Origin of the sequence: Klebsiella sp. 10 (assembly GCF_018223925.1) — a bacterium.
Lineage (GTDB): Bacteria > Pseudomonadota > Gammaproteobacteria > Enterobacterales > Enterobacteriaceae > Klebsiella > Klebsiella pneumoniae.
In genome coordinates this window covers 276942-294722 of sequence record NZ_JAGRRB010000004.1, presented here as the reverse complement: position 1 = coordinate 294722, position 17781 = coordinate 276942, and the positions used below count along the sequence as shown (strand labels likewise).

17 protein-coding genes and 1 other annotated feature are annotated in these 17781 nt (G+C 58.3%); of the genes, 9 read left to right on the top strand and 8 right to left on the bottom strand.

Annotated features, from left to right (window positions below; translation table 11 throughout):
- From KHQ26_RS26000 to KHQ26_RS05610, 4 genes are all read right to left on the bottom strand, one after another.
- Window positions 1-478: pyridoxal-phosphate dependent enzyme (locus KHQ26_RS26000; RefSeq protein ID WP_416234136.1), on the bottom strand; the 478-nt coding region annotated here is incomplete at its 3' end.
- Window positions 479-487: 9 nt separating this feature from the next.
- Window positions 488-1846, bottom strand: a complete 1359-nt coding sequence (gene trpCF, locus KHQ26_RS05620) for a bifunctional indole-3-glycerol-phosphate synthase TrpC/phosphoribosylanthranilate isomerase TrpF (protein ID WP_009484642.1) — start codon at window positions 1844-1846, stop codon at window positions 488-490.
- A 3-nt stretch (window positions 1847-1849) separates the two neighbouring features.
- Window positions 1850-3445, bottom strand: coding sequence for a bifunctional anthranilate synthase glutamate amidotransferase component TrpG/anthranilate phosphoribosyltransferase TrpD (gene trpD / locus KHQ26_RS05615; protein ID WP_004148109.1), 1596 nt, complete (start codon window positions 3443-3445; stop codon window positions 1850-1852).
- Complete coding sequence (locus tag KHQ26_RS05610; protein ID WP_004176488.1) at window positions 3445-5007, bottom strand: anthranilate synthase component 1; 1563 nt, start codon at window positions 5005-5007, stop codon at window positions 3445-3447. The genes trpD and KHQ26_RS05610 overlap by 1 nt, the downstream gene beginning before the upstream one ends.
- Window positions 5008-5040: 33 nt before the next feature.
- Window positions 5041-5136: a sequence feature (Trp leader region), on the bottom strand.
- A 159-nt stretch (window positions 5137-5295) separates the two neighbouring features.
- Between KHQ26_RS05610 and rnm the strand changes: the two genes are divergently transcribed.
- Both rnm and KHQ26_RS05600 read left to right on the top strand, forming a co-directional pair.
- Complete coding sequence (gene rnm, locus KHQ26_RS05605) at window positions 5296-6159, top strand: RNase RNM (RefSeq protein WP_004176486.1); 864 nt, start codon at window positions 5296-5298, stop codon at window positions 6157-6159.
- Window positions 6160-6175: 16 nt separating this feature from the next.
- The gene (locus KHQ26_RS05600; RefSeq protein WP_002901738.1) at window positions 6176-6796 is read left to right on the top strand and encodes an L-threonylcarbamoyladenylate synthase; all 621 of its coding nucleotides are present in this window, start codon (window positions 6176-6178) and stop codon (window positions 6794-6796) included.
- Window positions 6797-6817: 21 nt separating this feature from the next.
- Here the strand turns inward: KHQ26_RS05600 and KHQ26_RS05595 are convergent, their stop codons facing one another.
- Entirely contained in the window at window positions 6818-7726 is a 909-nt protein-coding gene (locus tag KHQ26_RS05595; protein ID WP_004210746.1) for a DMT family transporter, read from the bottom strand.
- 111 nt (window positions 7727-7837) lie between these two features.
- Here KHQ26_RS05595 and gcvA point away from each other — a divergent pair, with 111 nt between their 5' ends.
- The gene (gene gcvA, locus KHQ26_RS05590) at window positions 7838-8734 is read left to right on the top strand and encodes a transcriptional regulator GcvA (protein ID WP_032410219.1); all 897 of its coding nucleotides are present in this window, start codon (window positions 7838-7840) and stop codon (window positions 8732-8734) included.
- A 280-nt stretch (window positions 8735-9014) separates the two neighbouring features.
- Entirely contained in the window at window positions 9015-9917 is a 903-nt protein-coding gene (rluB, locus tag KHQ26_RS05585; protein ID WP_002901746.1) for a 23S rRNA pseudouridine(2605) synthase RluB, read from the top strand.
- Between the two features lie 59 nt (window positions 9918-9976).
- Here rluB and cobO read toward each other — a convergent pair whose 3' ends face one another.
- Entirely contained in the window at window positions 9977-10567 is a 591-nt protein-coding gene (gene cobO / locus KHQ26_RS05580) for a cob(I)yrinic acid a,c-diamide adenosyltransferase (RefSeq protein WP_002901749.1), read from the bottom strand.
- Entirely contained in the window at window positions 10564-11325 is a 762-nt protein-coding gene (locus KHQ26_RS05575) for a YciK family oxidoreductase (protein ID WP_004196459.1), read from the bottom strand. Before KHQ26_RS05575 ends, cobO begins: the two co-directional genes overlap by 4 nt.
- On the opposite strand from KHQ26_RS05575, the gene KHQ26_RS05570 reads away from it, so the two are divergent.
- Both KHQ26_RS05570 and sohB read left to right on the top strand, forming a co-directional pair.
- Entirely contained in the window at window positions 11320-11535 is a 216-nt protein-coding gene (locus KHQ26_RS05570) for a hypothetical protein (protein ID WP_004210741.1), read from the top strand. The two genes, KHQ26_RS05575 and KHQ26_RS05570, sit on opposite strands and share 6 nt — an antisense overlap.
- Before the next feature lie 44 nt (window positions 11536-11579).
- On the top strand, window positions 11580-12626 hold the full coding sequence (sohB, locus tag KHQ26_RS05565) for a protease SohB (protein ID WP_002901758.1): 1047 nt from the start codon (window positions 11580-11582) through the stop codon (window positions 12624-12626).
- Window positions 12627-12673: 47 nt separating this feature from the next.
- Here the strand turns inward: sohB and KHQ26_RS05560 are convergent, their stop codons facing one another.
- A complete protein-coding gene (locus KHQ26_RS05560; RefSeq protein ID WP_002901761.1) occupies window positions 12674-12925 on the bottom strand; it encodes a YciN family protein in 252 nt (83 codons plus the stop codon).
- 406 nt (window positions 12926-13331) lie between these two features.
- Between KHQ26_RS05560 and topA the strand changes: the two genes are divergently transcribed.
- The 3 genes from topA (at window position 13332) to KHQ26_RS05545 (ending at window position 17662) form a co-directional block, all read left to right on the top strand.
- Window positions 13332-15929 (top strand): type I DNA topoisomerase, encoded by a 2598-nt coding sequence (gene topA, locus KHQ26_RS05555; RefSeq protein ID WP_002901763.1) that lies wholly within the window; start codon window positions 13332-13334, stop codon window positions 15927-15929.
- 345 nt (window positions 15930-16274) lie between these two features.
- Window positions 16275-17249: an HTH-type transcriptional regulator CysB gene (cysB, locus tag KHQ26_RS05550; RefSeq protein ID WP_002901772.1), complete on the top strand. Its 975-nt coding sequence runs from the start codon at window positions 16275-16277 to the stop codon at window positions 17247-17249.
- Between the two features lie 245 nt (window positions 17250-17494).
- Complete coding sequence (locus KHQ26_RS05545) at window positions 17495-17662, top strand: YmiA family putative membrane protein (RefSeq protein WP_002901776.1); 168 nt, start codon at window positions 17495-17497, stop codon at window positions 17660-17662.
- The last annotated feature ends 119 nt before the right edge of the window (window positions 17663-17781 follow it).

Below are 17781 nucleotides of genomic sequence, written 5' to 3'. Positions count from 1 at the left end.
GCACCGGGATCACCTCGGCGCCCATCAGGCGCATACGGAACACGTTCGGCGACTGGCGCTCGACGTCCTTGGCCCCCATGTAGATACGGCATTTCAGGCCGAGCAGGGCGCTGGCCAGCGCTGAGGCGACGCCGTGCTGACCGGCGCCGGTCTCGGCGATAATTTCAGTTTTGCCCATCCGTTTGGCCAGCAGAGCCTGGCCCAGCACCTGGTTGGTTTTGTGCGCGCCGCCGTGCAGCAGATCTTCGCGTTTCAGATACAGGGTGGTGCGGGTGCCTTCGGTCAGATTCCGGCATTTGGTCAGGGCCGTCGGACGACCGGCGTAGTTTTTCAGCAGGTCGGTGAATTCCGCCTGAAAGGCCGGGTCCTTCTGCGCGCTGACAAAGGCTTCTTCCAGCTGGCGCAGGGCGGGCATCAGGATCTGCGGCACATACATGCCGCCGAATTCGCCGAAGTAGGGGTTCAGTAAAGTGCTCATTATTGCTCCTTAATATGCGCGCAGCGTCTGGAATACGGAGGCCAGCTTGCTGGCGTCTTTAATCCCGGGTTGCGACTCTACGCCTGAATTGAAATCGAGTCCGGCACAGCCGCTTTTGGCCGCTTCCACACAGTTATCGGCGCCGAGGCCGCCCGCCAGCATGACGTTGCGCAGATCCTGGCCCTGCAGCAGGCTCCAGTCAAAGCGCTGGCCGCTGCCGCCCTGGCCGTTGTCGAGCAGGTACTTGTCGACATGGTGGAGCGTACGGGCCGGGAAGGTTTCGCCGACGCTCAGCGCTTTCCAGATGCGGACGTTGTCCGCGAGGGCGTCGCGCAGCGCGTCGATATAGGCCTGGTCTTCATCACCGTGCAGCTGCACGGCGGCCAGCCCCAGAGCCTGCGCGCGGGCGACCACCTCCTCCAGCGGCGCATTGCGGAAGACGCCGACGTACTGCAGCGGCGCAGCGGCGATCACCGCTTTGGCCTGGGCGTCATTCACCGCTCGCGGCGAGGTCGGGACGAAGATCAGCCCACCGTAAATGGCGCCGGACTCCCAGGCCACCTGGGCATCCTGCGGGCGCGTCAGGCCGCACACTTTGTTCTCGCCGAGCAGCACGCGTTTAACCGCCGCTTCCAGATCCGCCTGCTCCATCAGGGCGGAGCCGATCAGGAAGCCGTTGGCGAAGTGGCTCAGCTCGCGCACTTCGGCATAGGTATGGATGCCGGATTCGCTGATCACCGTGACATCCGGGCCGAGACGCGCCGCCAGCTGACGGGTGCGGTTAAGGTCAATCGACATATCGCGCAGGTCGCGGTTGTTAATGCCCACCACCTTCGCCTTCAGGACGATGGCGCGCTCCAGTTCCTCTTCATTGCTGACTTCGGTCAGCACGCCCATATTCAGGCTGTGAGCCACCGCCGAGAGCTGACGATACTGTTCATCGTCGAGCACCGAGAGCATCAGCAGACAGGCGTCGGCCTGATAGTAGCGCGCCAGGTAGATCTGGTAAGGGTCGATGGTGAAGTCCTTACACAGGATCGGCTGCGGCGCGACCTGGCTGACGATCGGCAGGAAATCGAAGCTGCCCTGGAAATATTTCTCATCACACAGCACCGAGATCGCCGAGGCGTAGTGCTTGTAGATGCTGGCGATCGCTGCCGGATCGAAATCCTCGCGAATCAACCCCTTCGACGGCGAGGCCTTCTTGCACTCGAGAATAAACGCGGTGCGGGTGCCGGCCAGCGCGTCATAGAAATTGCGCTGCGTCGGGACGATCTCATTCTGAAAACTGGCTAACGGTTGTTGTTGTTTGCGGGCTTCCACCCAAATCGCTTTGTCGGCAACGATTTTTGCTAAAACGGTTTGCATTATTTACCCTCTTGCCGCTAAGGCGGTCACTCTGTCATAGGCCGCGCCGCTGTGCAGCACATCCAGTACCTGCTGAGCGTTAGCTTTCAGATCTTCATGCCCGTGTAAACGCATCAACATGGCGACGTTGGCGGCGACGGCGGCTTCGTGAGCGGCTTCACCTTTACCTTGTAGCAAGCGCGTCAGAATGTCACGGTTTTCTTCCGGGGTGCCGCCCGCCAGCTGCGCCTGATGGTAAGGCGTCAGGCCGAAGTCGTCGGCGGTCAGCTGATAGCTTTTAATTTCCCCGTTATGCAGTTCGGCCACCACCGTAGGCGCATGCAGTGAAACTTCATCCATCCCACCGCTGTGCACCACCGCCGCGCGCTGATAACCCAGCACGCGCAGGGTCTCGGCGATCGGCAGCACCAGTTCCGGGCTGTAGACGCCAATCAGCGCCAGCGGCGGATGCGCCGGGTTGATCAGCGGGCCCAGCACGTTGAACAGGGTGCGAGTCTTCAGCTGCTGACGGACCGGCATCGCGTGGCGGAAACCGGTGTGGTACTTCGGCGCGAACAGGAAGCAGACGCCCAGCTCATCAAGCGCGGCGCGGGATTTATCGGCGTTCATATCGAGATTAATGCCGAAGGCCGCCAGCAGGTCAGAAGAGCCTGATTTACTGGAGACGCTGCGGTTGCCGTGTTTCGCCACTTTTAACCCGCAGGCCGCAGCGACAAAGGCGCTGGCGGTGGATATATTGATGCTGTTGCTGCCGTCGCCACCGGTGCCAACGATGTCGGCAAACAGGTAGTCCGGGCGCGGGAACGGCGCGGCGTTTTCCAGCAGCGCGGTAGCGGCGCCGGCAATTTCCTGCGGCTGCTCGCCGCGCACTTTCATGCTGACCAGCGCGGCGGCCAGTTGCTCAGGCTTCACTTCGCCGCGCACGACGGCGGAGAACAGCTGGTGGCTCTCCTGCTGGCTCAGGGTTTCCGCCTGGTACAGTTTCTCAAGGATCGGCTGGAGGGTGTTGGTATGCTCCAGCTTCTGCAGCGCCCAGGCCAGGGTCTGCTCCAGCAGCCGCGCGCCCTGAGTGGTAAGGATCGATTCCGGATGGAACTGGAAGCCGCACACCCGGTCCGCATCGTGACGCACCGCCATCACCATACCGTTGAAATTGGCGTTAATCGTCAGCCCGGCGGGAATATTGCTGCCGACCAGCGAGTGGTAGCGCGCCACCGGCAGCGGGTTAGCCAGACCGGCAAACATCGCCTGGCCGTCGTGCTCAATGCTGGAGGCTTTGCCATGGAGGATCTCGCCCGCCTGGCCGACATAGCCGCCGTAGGCTTCGACAATGGCCTGGTGGCCGAGGCAGATGCCGATGATCGGCAGCTTGCCGCGCATACGGGTCAGCAGCTCCGGCATGCAGCCGGCTTCGCTTGGCGTACCCGGGCCCGGGGAGAGCATCAGCACCGGGTTGTCCATGGTGCCCAGACGCTCAATCAGCGCCTGCGCCGGAACGGAGTTGCGATAAATCACTACGTTATGGCCGTTGGCGCGCAGCTGGTCTGCCAGGTTATAGGTAAAGGAATCGATATTATCGAGCAGCAGAATGTCAGCCATCAGAAAATCTCCTTCGCGTGATGGGCCTGGGCAATGGCGCGCAGCACCGCGCGGGCTTTATTTCGGGTCTCATCCGCTTCCGACTGGGGAACCGAGTCGAGCACAATGCCGGCTCCGGCCTGGACGGTAGCAATACCTTCCTGCACGTAGGCGGAACGGATGACGATGCAGGTGTCGAGGTCGCCGTGGGCGGTGAAATAGCCCACCGCGCCGCCGTAGCTGCCGCGGCGTTTACCTTCGGCGGCGGCAATCAGCTGCATGGCGCGGACCTTCGGCGCGCCGCTGAGGGTGCCCATATTCATGCAGGCGCGATAGGCGTGGAGGACGTCGAGATCCTGACGCAATTCGCCTACTACACGGGAGACCAGATGCATCACGAAGGAGTAGCGGTCAACCTTGGTTAAATCAGCGACATAGCGGCTGCCCGGGGTGCAGATGCGCGCCAGGTCATTACGCGCCAGGTCCACCAGCATCAGGTGTTCGGAAAGCTCTTTATGATCGGTGCGCATTTCCAGCTCGATGCGGCTGTCGAGGTCGCGATCCAGCGAGCCGTCGGCGCGGCGGCCGCGTGGCCGGGTGCCGGCGATGGGGTAGATCTCAATCTGACGGCTGACGGCATCATACTTCAGCGAGCTTTCCGGCGAGGCGCCGAACAGAGTGAAATCATTGTCCTGCATAAAGAACATGTACGGGCTGGGGTTGCTCTTCTTCAGCACATCATAAGCGGCCAGCGGCGATGGGCAGGGCAGAGAGAAGCGGCGGGAAGGAACCACCTGGAAGATTTCCCCGGCGCGGATCGCGCGCTGCATTTTGCGCACCACCGCGCCGTACTCTTCATCGCTCTGGTCAACGTCGCAGCGCATTTCGGCCACGGTGGTAACCGGTAGCGGCGCCGGCGGCTCGTTCAGCTGCTGACGCAGCTGGCTCAGGCGCTGCTCCAGGCGCTGTTTTTCACTCTCCAGCGGGGTGAACAGGCTGGCCTGAATGCGGGTATGCTTGGTCTGATGGTCGATGACCAGCAGGGTTTCCGCCAGATAGAAGCAGTAGTCCGGGCAGGCGGTGTCGCTTTGCAACTGGGGAAGATCTTCAAAACCGGCCACCAGGTCATAGGCGAACAGGCCGCCGAAGAACATCGCTTCGCGCTCGTTGTCCGGAACGCTCACCAGCTCCTGCAGGAGACGGAAGGCGTCAAACACCGACAGTGAGCAGAGACGGGCGTCTTCATCGAGCAGGGCGCTCACGGCCGGGAAGGTCAGGATGCGGCCGTTGGGCTGGCGCTGATTGTTGATCCCGGAGGGCAGCGCGCCGTCCAGTAATTCCAGCAGCGCCGCGCCGTTGGCGGAGAGGGCCTGAATAGTGACAGTGTCACCAAGGGCCGTAATGCGCAGCGCGCTATCGACCAGCAGCAGGCTTTTTAAGTCATCTTTGCTGTCGATGTCAGCGGATTCCAGCAGCAGCGTCGCCGGACGGGCGCCGCACAGTTGGTGGAATAACGCCGTCGGGTTCTCCCGGTAGATGGCGTCGCTGGTGAGAAGCTCGAGTGCCGGTTTGGATGTTTGCATTATTGTTCTCGCCTGTTCGTATTATTTTTGTCCAATAAAAAGCCCGCTCATTGGCGGGCCGGGTATCTGTATGCTGAATGCAAAACGCGATCACGCCGCCCGTCGTCAGGAGGTGCGCCACCAGCTGTGCAGAGTGATAAAGTGCATTTTCATCGTGATACCCCTTCATGTGAACTTGCGTACTAGTTAACTAGTTCAATGGAATAAAGTCAACCCTTGTTTGCAGATTTTCTCTGCCTGTCGGTATGATAATGCGCTTATTTACGTTGATGTCCAGCAGGAGTCCTTTTGAGCGACAGCCAATACGCAGTGATTTACGATCTGCACAGCCATACCACCGCCTCTGACGGGCGGCTGACTCCGCAGGAACTGGTCCATCGCGCCCATGAGATGCGCGTCGGCACCCTGGCGATCACCGACCATGACAGCGTGGCGGCGATCCCGGCGGCCCGGGAGGAGATCGCCCGCGCCGGATTACCCTTGACCCTGGTGAACGGCGTCGAGATTTCCACCCTCTGGGAGAATCACGAGATTCATATTGTGGGTCTGAATATTGATATTGCGTACCCAACGATGACCGCCCTGCTGGAGGAGCAGAAAGCGCGGCGCCAGCAGCGCGGTCAGATGATTGCCGAGCGCCTGGAGAAGGCGCGGATCCCCGGCGCCTGGGAAGGGGCGCTGCGACTGGCGGACGGTGGCGCCGTCACCCGCGGCCATTTTGCCCGTTTTCTGGTTGAGACCGGCCATGCGAAAAACATGGCGGAAGTCTTCAAAAAATACCTTGCCCGCGGGAAAACCGGTTACGTGCCGCCGCAGTGGTGTACAATAAAACAAGCGATTGATGTGATTCATCATTCTGGCGGCAAGGCGGTGATTGCCCATCCCGGGCGCTACGATCTCTCCGCCAAGTGGTTGAAGCGGCTGTTGGCCCACTTTAGCGAGCAGGGCGGTGATGCCATGGAAGTGGCCCAGTGTCAGCAGGCGCCCCATGAACGCGCCCAGCTGGCCACCCTGGCCGTGCAGTTTGGTCTTCTGGCGTCGCAGGGATCCGATTTTCATCAGCCCTGCGCGTGGATCGAACTTGGCCGTAAGCTCTGGCTTCCTGCCGGCGTGGAAGGCGTCTGGCACAGTTGGGAAGCGGCCGCCGAATAAAAATTGAGAGGGAAGTATGAGCCAGTTTTTTTATATCCATCCGGATAACCCGCAGGCACGGTTGATTAACCAGGCGGTGGAGATTGTGCGTAAGGGCGGGGTAATCGTTTATCCTACCGACTCCGGCTACGCGCTGGGCTGCAAAATTGAAGACAAGGGCGCGATGGAGCGGATCTGCCGCATTCGTCAGCTGCCGGACGGCCACAACTTTACCCTGATGTGCCGCGATCTGTCCGAGCTGTCAACTTACGCTTTTGTGGATAATGTGGCGTTTCGCCTGATGAAAAACAACACGCCGGGCAACTATACCTTTATCCTTAAGGGGACCAAAGAGGTGCCGCGTCGGCTGCTGCAGGAGAAGCGTAAAACCATCGGCATGCGCGTCCCGTCTAACCCCATCGCTCAGGCGTTGCTCGAGACCTTAGGCGAGCCGATGCTCTCCACGTCGCTGATGCTGCCCGGCAGCGACTTTACCGAATCCGACCCGGAAGAGATCAAAGATCGTCTGGAGAAAGTGGTGGACCTCATCATTCACGGCGGTTTCCTTGGGCAGCAGCCGACCACGGTTATCGATCTCACTGAAGACACCCCGGTGGTGCTGCGCGAAGGCGTCGGCGACGTGAGGCCGTTTCTCTAAGGCTATCTGCCGGGCGGTGCATCATGCGCCGTCCGGTACCCCGCGTTTTCGCCCCGACGGCACGATAATCATCCATAGCGCTACACAAACCAGCAGCGCGCCGAGAATCAATCCTTTCTCCACTGTCTCTCCGAGGCAGAGATAGCCCCACAGCGCCGCAAAAGGTGGGATCAAAAAGGTCACCGACAGCGAACGCAGCGGCCCTATATCTGCAATCAAGCGGAAGTAGAGAATATATCCTGCCGCCGTGCAGACCACGCCCAGCATGACTATCGCTATCCACGGCAGACTCTGCCGCCAGTCTACGGCAGGCCCATGCCAGCAGGACCAGAGAAAGAAAGGAAACAGAAACAGCGTGGCGCCGACCTGGCTACCCAGCGCGACGCGTTCAGCCTCGAGGCCGCCTCGCTGCTGGATCCAGCGGCGGGTCAGAAAGCCGGCCAGACCGTAACAGGCGGTCGCGGTCAGGCAGGCGCCAATCCCCGGCAGCAGCAGGGCGGCGCTAAGGCCAGACGTCGGGCGCGCGATCACCGCCACGCCAATGGCGCCCAGTATCGCGCCGCCGCCTTTGCGCAGGGTTAACGGTTCTGCAAAGCATAACGCGCCGATCAGCACCCCCATCATCGGCGCCGTGGCGTTAAGCGTGGCGGAGTACCCTGCCGGCAGCCATTGCGCGGCAAGGCAGTACATGAGAAAAGGAAGGCCTGAATTAATGACCCCCAGCTGCAGAGTGGATGTGAATTTTCCCTGATACCCGCTCCATTTACCCTGCACGCCGAGTAACAGACCGAGCGCGATAGCGGCGAACAGTACGCGAAGAAAAGCGCTGTTCAACGCCCCGAAGGCCGGGGTGGTGATGCGCATAAACAAAAAGCTGGCGCCCCAGAGGGCGGCGAGCAGCAGCAGGCGGCCATAGTCGATAACACGCATGATTGACTCCTTGTAGTCACGAAGGAAGTCAACTGTAGAACCCACGTGCAGCGCGCGACAAACGCGTTATGCTTACATGATTAAGTTTTTCTTAACCGAGGTTCCATACCCATGAAACTCCCGCCGCTGAATGCGTTGCGCTGCTTTGAGGCGGCGGCGCGGCTGCTCAGCCTGAAGCTGGCCGCCAGTGAGCTTTGCGTCACGCCCAGCGCCGTCAGCCAGCAGATTGCCCGCCTTGAGGAGACGCTGAATGTCCCGCTATTTATCCGTACTCCGCGACGGTTACAGTTAACGGCGGTGGGAGAGATCTACCTGCGGGCCGTTCAGCCGGCGTTTCATCAGATAGCCGCCGCCACCCAGCGTCTGCAGGTGCCCCCGGGACCAGAAAAGGTGGCTATCAGCTGTACCAGCGGCTTCGCCATTCAGTGGCTGCTGCCGCGGCTGGCTGATTTTGAACGACGCTATCCGCAGATAGAGATCCAGATCGGCACCACCAACCGGCGAGTGGATTTGCTGAGTGAAGGGATCGATTTTGCCGTGCGTCATGGTGTCGGCGGCTGGCCGGAACTGCAGGCTTACCGCCTGCTGGATGACGACCTGATGCCGGTCTGTAGCCCGCAACTGATTGCTCCGCGCCGGACGCTCACCGATGCGAGCGATCTCCTGCAGTATCCGCTGCTGCACGATGAACATCGTGAAGACTGGGCGCTGTGGTGTGAGGCCGTGGGGCTGGCGCCGCACTTCGCGCGGCGTGGGCCGGTGTTCACTGATTCCAACGGCGTGACGGAGGCGGCGTTCGCCGGTATGGGGATAGCATTGCTGCGACGCTCATTCATAGCGCCTGCGCTGACGCAGGGGCGGCTGGTTAATCCTCTGGCGCAGCCCATCGCCTGTCCGCTGGCCTATCATCTGGTTTACCACGAGACCGCGCTGCTGGCGCCTGCCAACCGCTGTTTTCGCGACTGGCTGCTTGGCCAGCGCCCGGCCGTTGCTGAGGAGCGCGCGTAGTGAGGGGGCGCTGTCCGATAAAGATCCGTGTGCGTGAATGGGCACAGGAGAATGAGGAAAATCTGTTCCATACTAAAGACGGGGCGCGGCGAACAGAAGCTTTCCCGACGAAGTTAGTGTAGTATGTTCGGCCACGAATACGGGCTCGCGGTGGATATCCTGAACGCGCCGACGAGACTTTACGTTAAAAGTATATACGTAACAATGAGTTGTGCTTTTGGCCTCATTGTTTCATAAAGCATACCAGACGCCTGGGAAGGCGACACCTTAAGGAAGCTCAATGAGCGAGAAACTGCAAAAAGTGCTGGCCCGCGCCGGCCACGGCTCCCGCCGTGAAATTGAAGCGAAAATCGAAGCTGGCCGCGTCAGCGTCGACGGCAAAATCGCCACCCTCGGCGATCGTGTGGAAATTGTCCCTGGTTTAAAAATTCGTATCGATGGTCATCTGATCTCGGTGAAAGAGTCTGCCGAGCAGATCTGCCGCGTGCTGGCTTACTATAAGCCGGAAGGCGAGCTGTGCACCCGTAACGATCCGGAAGGACGCCCGACGGTGTTTGATCGTCTGCCTAAACTGCGCGGCGCGCGCTGGATTGCCGTTGGTCGTCTGGACGTGAATACCTGCGGCCTGCTGCTGTTCACCACCGATGGCGAACTGGCCAACCGCCTGATGCACCCGAGCCGTGAAGTCGAGCGTGAGTACGCCGTTCGCGTTTTCGGCCAGGTGGATGATGATAAGCTGCGCCAGCTGTCGCGCGGCGTACAGTTAGAAGATGGTCCGGCAGCGTTTAAAACCATCAAATTCACCGGCGGCGAAGGGATTAACCAGTGGTATAACGTTACCCTGACCGAAGGGCGTAACCGCGAAGTGCGTCGCCTGTGGGAAGCGGTCGGCGTGCAGGTCAGCCGTCTGATCCGCGTGCGCTACGGCGATATTCTGCTGCCGAAAGGCCTGCCGCGCGGCGGCTATACCGAGCTGGACCTGGCGCAGACCAACTACCTGCGCGAGCTGGTGGAGCTCACGCCGGAAACCAGCTCTAAGGTTGCCGTCGAGAAAGACCGTCGGCGGTTGAAAGCCAATCAGATCCGTCGGGCGGTGAAGCGTCACAGCCAGACCAGCGCTAATCCGCGCCAGGGTAACAACAGCAACCGTCGTTCCAGTACTCGCAATAAGACTAACGGTTAATGTTATGCGTTCCGGTGACTTGCCGCCGGAACGCGTACTTCCTCCGCGCTATCAGGCCCTTAGTAGTCAATCCCCATCTGCGCTTTAATCCCGGCATCAAATGCATGCTTGACCGGACGCAGTTCGCTGACGGTATCGGCCAGTTCAATAATATCGCGATGACAGCCGCGGCCGGTGATGATCACCGACTGATGGGCAGGGCGCTCACGCAGGGCGCTCAGCACCGACTCCAGCGGCAGGTAATCATACGCCACCATGTAGGTCAGCTCGTCCAGCAGCACCAGATCGAGCTGGTCGTCAGCGAGCATACGGCGGGCATGCTCCCAGACCGCCAGGCAGGCGGCGGTGTCGCTGTCGCGATCCTGGGTGTTCCAGGTGAAACCTGTGGCCATCACCTGAAATTCGACGCCGTGAGGCTCCAGCAGATTACGCTCGCCGTTAGGCCAGGTCCCCTTGATAAACTGGATCACGCCGACTTTTTTGCCATGGCCGACGGCGCGGGTCGCGGTGCCAAAGGCGGCGGTGGTTTTGCCTTTGCCGTTGCCGGTAAAGACCATCACAATGCCGCGCTCGTCCTGGGCCGCCGCCACCCGGGCGTCAACTTTATCTTTCAGCCGCTGCTGGCGTTCGCGGTAGCGTTCATCACTCATTGGGCAATTCCTGGTTTACGTCCCGGTTGGGCGTCGAAGGTCATTCCCGTCTTGCGACGACTGTCGTCACCCATCAGCCACAGATAGACGGGCATAATGTCAGCGGGGGTTTTCAGTTTCAGCGGATCTTCCGTCGGGAACGCGCTGGCGCGCATTCCGGTGCGAGTGCCGCCGGGGTTGATACAGTTTACCCGCAGGTGGCGGCTTTGATACTCGTCGGCCAGCACCTGCATCATCCCTTCGGTAGCGAATTTGGAAACGGCATAGGCGCCCCAGTTGGCGCGGCCCTGACGACCGACGCTGGATGAGGTGAAGACCAGCGAGCCCGATTCCGAACGGAGTAATAAAGGAAGAAGCGCCTGGGTCAGCATAAAGGTGCCATTAACGTTCACCTGCATCACCTGCTGCCAGACCTCCGGCTTCTGCTCTTCCATTGGGCAGATGTCGCCGAGCAGGCCGGCGTTATGCAGCACGCCGTCAAGGCGGGGATAGTGCATGCTGATCTGCTGCGCCAGCTGCTGGCACGCCTGGGGCGTACAGGTGAGCAGGTCGAGGGTAAACCAGCGAGGGGGAATACCACCCTCACGCTCAATCTCCTGGGCGACGGTGCGCAGTTTGTCGTCGTTGCGACCCAGCAGGATAACGCTGGCGCTATAGCGCGCGTAGGTCAGGGCCGCTTCACGACCAATCCCGTCGCTGGCCCCGGTGACCAGGATGATGCGATCTTTCAGCAAGTGACGTTGTGGTTGATAATGCACGGCAACTCCTTGGGCGATCGGTTCCCGATCGCGCTTCATCTTTGGTATCTCACTTTTGCGCTGTTATGCCTGAAAGCGCCCGCCATTGCAATCGGCGAAGCGGAAAGTATTCACAAAATTAATATCTTGCAACGATTTCAGCCGCGCGAAAAAAAACAGAATCCGCTGCGCAGAGAACACAAAGCACAAAGACTTCTCGCCAGCGGCTGAGGTACACTGTGCAGCAACGTCAGTGCTTTACACAAGGTGAAAACGTGGAATTACTTGCTCAGTACGGCTTATTTTTAGCCAAGATCGCGACGGTTGTCGTCGCCATCGCGGTGATTGCCGCTATTATCGTCAACCTCGCTCAGCGCAAGAAGCAGCGCGGCGAGCTGCGGGTGACCAATCTTAGCGAGCATTATAAAGAGATGAAGGAATCGCTGGCGGTGGCGCTGCTGGACGGCCCGCAGCAGAAGCAGTGGCATAAGGCGCAGAAGAAAAAGCAAAAACAAGAGGCGAAGGCGGCCAAAGCGCGGGCGAAGCTGGGCAATGCCGAGCCGGAAGGCAAGCCGCGCGCCTGGGTGCTGGATTTCAAAGGCAGTATGGATGCTCATGAGGTCAATAGCCTGCGGGAAGAGATCACCGCGGTACTGGCGGCGGCGAAAGCGCGCGATCAGGTGGTGATTCGCCTGGAAAGCCCCGGCGGGGTGGTGCACGGCTACGGTCTGGCCGCCTCTCAGCTGCAGCGGTTGCGCGACAAGCAGATCCCGCTGACGGTGGCGGTCGACAAAGTGGCGGCCAGCGGCGGCTATATGATGGCCTGCGTGGCGAACAAAATTGTCTCGGCGCCGTTTGCGATCCTCGGATCTATTGGTGTGGTGGCGCAGATCCCGAACCTGCACCGCTTCCTGAAGAATAAAGATATCGATATCGAACTGCACACTGCCGGGCAGTACAAACGAACGCTCACCATGCTGGGCGAAAATACCGAGGAAGGGCGGCGCAAGTTCCGCGAGGATCTCAATGAGACACATCATTTGTTCAAGGATTTCGTCCACCGGATGCGTCCGGGACTTGATATTGAGCAGGTGGCCACCGGCGAACACTGGTACGGGGTGCAGGCGCTGGAAAAAGGTCTGGTGGATGCGGTTGAAACCAGCGATGAGCTGCTGCTGGGGCTGATGGAGAGCCACGAGGTGATCGGGGTGCGTTATCAACAGCGTAAGAAGATGCTCGACCGCTTTACCGGTAGCGCGGCGGAGAGCGCCGATCGGCTTCTGCTGCGCTGGTGGCAGCGCGGTCAGAAACCGCTGATGTAAATAACATAACGCGAGGCCTGGGCCTCGCGTTATTGTTTTCACTGGTCTTAATCGACCAGGTGGTACTTGTCCGACAGCTCGTGAGCAAGATACTTAAACATGTTAAATACCGCTGTACTCTTCGGCGTCGGTAGTCCCTGCTCATCAAGGTAAAACTCACCGCTAAACACCAGGACATTGTTGCGCTGAACGACGTCGGTGGCTTCGATACCGGCTAACGTATCCTCATGTTCGCGAATAAGTTTGTTGGCTTTTTCGAGCAGCGTCTGGCGATCGATTGGTTGGGTTGTACCTTGCATAACGGACTCCTCTTTTTCTCCGCGCGTAGTTTACGCCGCGCGGCGGCGTGGGGCAAATTTTCCATGCATAAATCAGGGGTAATGGTAACCAGTGGAGAAACAGCCGTTTACTGGCGGGATTTGCTTTTGCATGCTAATAAAGTTGCGTAACGAATTTTATCAGGTACAGTGTGACGCTTTCGGCGATCTGGCAACAGATTTGCTTGACATTCGGCCAAAAATTCTTCGTGCTATGTCACCTGACGAGAAAAAGTCAGCAAACTCAAGCGCCTGGTTTTACGGAGATGAAACGGGTGTTCAGGGTTGATATTCACCGACGGTGCCGCAACATATGAGGCAGTCGCCAGTGGAGGGTGTATGAATGTGCGATGTATTCCTGGATGAATCAAATTAGGTAAAGGTGAATATGGGTAAAGCTCTCGTTATCGTTGAGTCCCCGGCAAAAGCCAAAACGATCAATAAGTATCTGGGTAATGACTACGTGGTGAAATCCAGCGTCGGTCATATCCGCGATTTGCCGACCAGTGGATCAGCTTCCAAAAAGAGCGCCGACTCTACCGCCACCAAAGGGGCTAAAAAGCCTAAAAAGGACGAACGTAGTGCTCTGGTTAACCGTATGGGCGTGGACCCATGGCATGACTGGAATGCGCACTATGAAGTACTTCCGGGTAAAGAAAAGGTAGTTTCAGAACTCAAACAGTTGGCGGAAAAAGCTGACCACATCTATCTCGCAACCGACCTTGACCGCGAAGGGGAAGCCATTGCCTGGCACCTGCGGGAAGTCATCGGCGGCGATGAACAGCGTTACAGCCGCGTGGTGTTCAATGAGATCACCAAAAACGCTATTCGTCAGGCCTTTGAAAAGCCGGGCGAACTGAATATCGATCGGGTTAACGCCCAGCAGGCGCGTCGTTTTATGGACCGCGTGGTGGGCTATATGGTTTCGCCGCTGCTGTGGAAAAAAATCGCCCGTGGTCTTTCTGCCGGGCGCGTGCAGTCCGTCGCGGTCCGCCTGGTGGTGGAGCGTGAACGTGAAATTAAAGCGTTCGTCCCGGAAGAGTACTGGGAAGTCGACGCCAGCACCACCACGCCGGGCGGTGACGCCCTGCCGCTGCAGGTGACCCATAAGGATGATAAGCCGTTCCGTCCGGTCAGCCGCGATGAGACCATGGCGGCGGTATCGCTGCTGGAAAAAGCCAGCTACAGCGTACTGGAGCGTGAAGATAAGCCGACCAGCAGCAAGCCGGGCGCGCCGTTCATCACCTCCACCCTGCAGCAGGCGGCCAGCACCCGTCTGGGCTTCGGCGTGAAAAAGACCATGATGATGGCTCAGCGACTCTATGAGGCAGGGCACATCACCTATATGCGTACCGACTCCACCAACCTGAGTCAGGACGCGCTGAACATGGTTCGCGGCTACATCAGCGACAAATTTGGCAAAAAATATCTGCCGGATAGCGCGAACCAGTACGCCAGCAAAGAAAACTCGCAGGAAGCGCACGAAGCGATTCGTCCGTCTGATGTGAACGTGCTGGCGGAAACGCTGAAAGATATGGAAGCGGATGCGCAGAAGCTTTATCAGCTGATCTGGCGCCAGTTTGTCGCCTGTCAGATGACGCCGGCGCAGTACGACTCCACCACGCTGACCGTGGCTGCGGGTGATTTCAAACTGAAAGCGCGCGGTCGCACTTTACGTTTCGACGGCTGGACAAAAGTCATGCCGGCGCTGCGCAAGGGCGATGAAGACCGGACGCTCCCGCTGGTCAAACAGGGCGACCGCCTGAGCCTGGTGGAGCTGACGCCTGCGCAGCACTTTACCAAGCCGCCGGCGCGTTTCAGCGAGGCCTCGCTGGTGAAAGAGCTGGAAAAACGCGGGATTGGCCGTCCGTCGACCTACGCGTCGATCATTTCGACCATTCAGGATCGCGGCTACGTGCGGGTGGAAAATCGTCGTTTTTACGCCGAAAAAATGGGCGAGATCGTTACCGACCGGCTGGAAGAAAACTTCCGCGATCTGATGAACTACGATTTTACCGCGCAGATGGAGGATCGCCTCGACCAGGTTGCGAACCACCAGGCCGAGTGGAAAGAGGTGCTGAACCACTTCTTCGGCGATTTTACCACCCAGCTGGCGACGGCAGAGAAAGATCCGGAAGAGGGCGGCATGCAGCCGAACCCGATGGTGCTCACCAGCATCGACTGCCCGACCTGCGGCCGTAAAATGGGGATCCGTACCGCCAGCACCGGCGTTTTCCTCGGCTGTTCGGGCTATGCCTTGCCGCCGAAAGAGCGGTGCAAAACCACCATCAACCTGGTGCCGGAGAACGAAGTCCTCAACGTGCTGGAAGGCGATGACGCGGAAACCAACGCGCTGCGCGCCAAACGTCGCTGCCAGAAGTGTGGGACGGCGATGGACAGCTACCTTATCGATCCTAAGCGTAAGCTGCACGTCTGTGGTAATAACCCGACCTGCGACGGCTACGAGATTGAAGAGGGCGAATTCCGCATCAAGGGCTATGACGGCCCGGTGGTGGAGTGCGAGAAGTGCGGGTCTGAAATGCACCTAAAAATGGGGCGTTTCGGTAAATACATGGCCTGTACCAACGACGAGTGTAAGAACACGCGTAAGATCCTGCGCAATGGCGAAGTGGCTCCGCCGAAGGAAGATCCGGTGCCGCTGCCGGAGCTGCCGTGTGAGAAGTCTGACGCCTACTTTGTGCTGCGCGACGGGGCGGCGGGCGTCTTCCTGGCGGCCAACACCTTCCCGAAATCACGGGAAACGCGTGCGCCGCTGGTGGAGGAGCTGTACCGCTTCCGCGATCGTCTGCCGGAAAAACTGCGTTATCTCGCCGATGCGCCGCAGCAGGATCCGGAAGGCAATAAAACGCTGGTACGCTTTAGCCGTAAAACCAAGCAGCAGTACGTGGCGTCTGAAAAAGAGGGCAAAGCGACCGGCTGGTCAGCTTTCTTTATCGACGGTAAGTGGACGGAAGCCAAAAAGTAATGGCGTTCGTTCGGGCAGGAAAAGCGCGCTTTTCCTGCTCAGGCGACCGGCAGAGAGAGTGCATTTCTCTGCCGTGTCGTCTTCCCCTCTTTGCGTTAATTTCCTCCCCTTATAACCACCTATATTATTTTTCGTTAGCGTCTATACAGTGTTGATATAAATGATATAGTGGTTATAGTTAATGCCTTTTTTATTATTAAAACGTCTTATACATCATCGCTTTCAGGATGCATTGCGGCGCCACTATGGCCAACTGCCGGGAGCCCAGGGCCTTCATCGGCGACAAGTTGCCTGAACGTAAAGTGTATTAAGCGGCTTCATTTTACGCGCAAACGGATATCAGCCATGAAACTACAACAGCTTCGCTACATCGTTGAGGTGGTTAACCATAACCTGAATGTTTCATCCACCGCCGAAGGGCTCTATACCTCCCAGCCGGGTATCAGTAAGCAGGTCCGCATGCTGGAGGATGAGCTGGGCATTCAGATCTTTGCCCGCAGCGGTAAACACTTAACCCAGGTGACGCCGGCCGGGCAGGAGATCATCCGCATCGCCCGCGAAGTGCTGTCGAAAGTCGATGCCATCAAATCTGTCGCCGGAGAGCATACCTGGCCTGACAAAGGGTCTCTTTACGTCGCCACCACCCATACCCAGGCGCGCTATGCGTTACCGGGAGTGATCAAGGGGTTTATTGAACGCTACCCGCGGGTGTCGCTGCATATGCATCAGGGCTCGCCGACTCAGATCGCGGAGGCTGTGTCGAAAGGCAATGCCGATTTCGCCATCGCCACCGAGGCGCTACATCTGTATGACGATCTGGTGATGCTGCCATGCTATCACTGGAACCGGTCGATTGTAGTGACCCCCGAGCATCCTCTGGCCACCAAGGGCTCGGTGTCCATAGAGGAACTGGCCCAGTATCCACTGGTAACCTATACCTTTGGTTTTACCGGCCGCTCCGAACTGGATACCGCGTTTAACCGTGCGGGCCTGACGCCGCGCATTGTTTTTACCGCCACCGATGCCGACGTCATCAAAACCTATGTTCGCCTGGGGCTGGGGGTAGGGGTAATCGCCAGCATGGCGGTGGATCCGGTCTCTGACCCGGATCTGGTGAAGCTGGATGCGAACGGTATTTTCAGCCACAGCACCACTAAGATAGGTTTCCGCCGTAGCACCTTCTTACGAAGCTACATGTATGATTTTATTCAACGTTTTGCTCCCCATTTGACCAGGGACGTGGTAGATACCGCGGTGGCTTTACGCTCGAATGAAGATATTGAAGCGATGTTCAAAGATATAAAACTTCCGGAAAAATAACCCTGAAAATAATAATGGCACTCCCTGCGAGGAGTGCCATTAACTATGATGGACTGTATTTAACAACTTAAACCTCGAACCAATCACAAAATTAATAATTTTTGGCAACACGTTTTTCATTATGCCCGCCGCGATCAAATAACCGGTTAAATATATTCCATCAGGCCTAAATTCACTGGATTAATCTTTTATCCATAATTAAGATTTATCTGTACCTGATGATTTGAGCAATTGGTGGTGACAATATGATAAGTAATATCGATTACATGAAACTGGCGATGTCATACGAGAATGACAAAACCGAAATCGATCCCGTTCTGCGTAGTCGCGTATGGGGCGTAGTGTTGGTAGGGTTGGCGATGTTCTGGAGCATCATCGCGCTCACCATCTGCAACATCTGGATTGTCAGCTAAAGCTGTAGGTCATCGTTGTAGATACATGTCATTTTTATGACAGTGAAAGGAAACTGTAATATAAAATCAGTGACCGGCAATACAGGGAGAATATATTTTGCCGCTGGATTCATCCAACC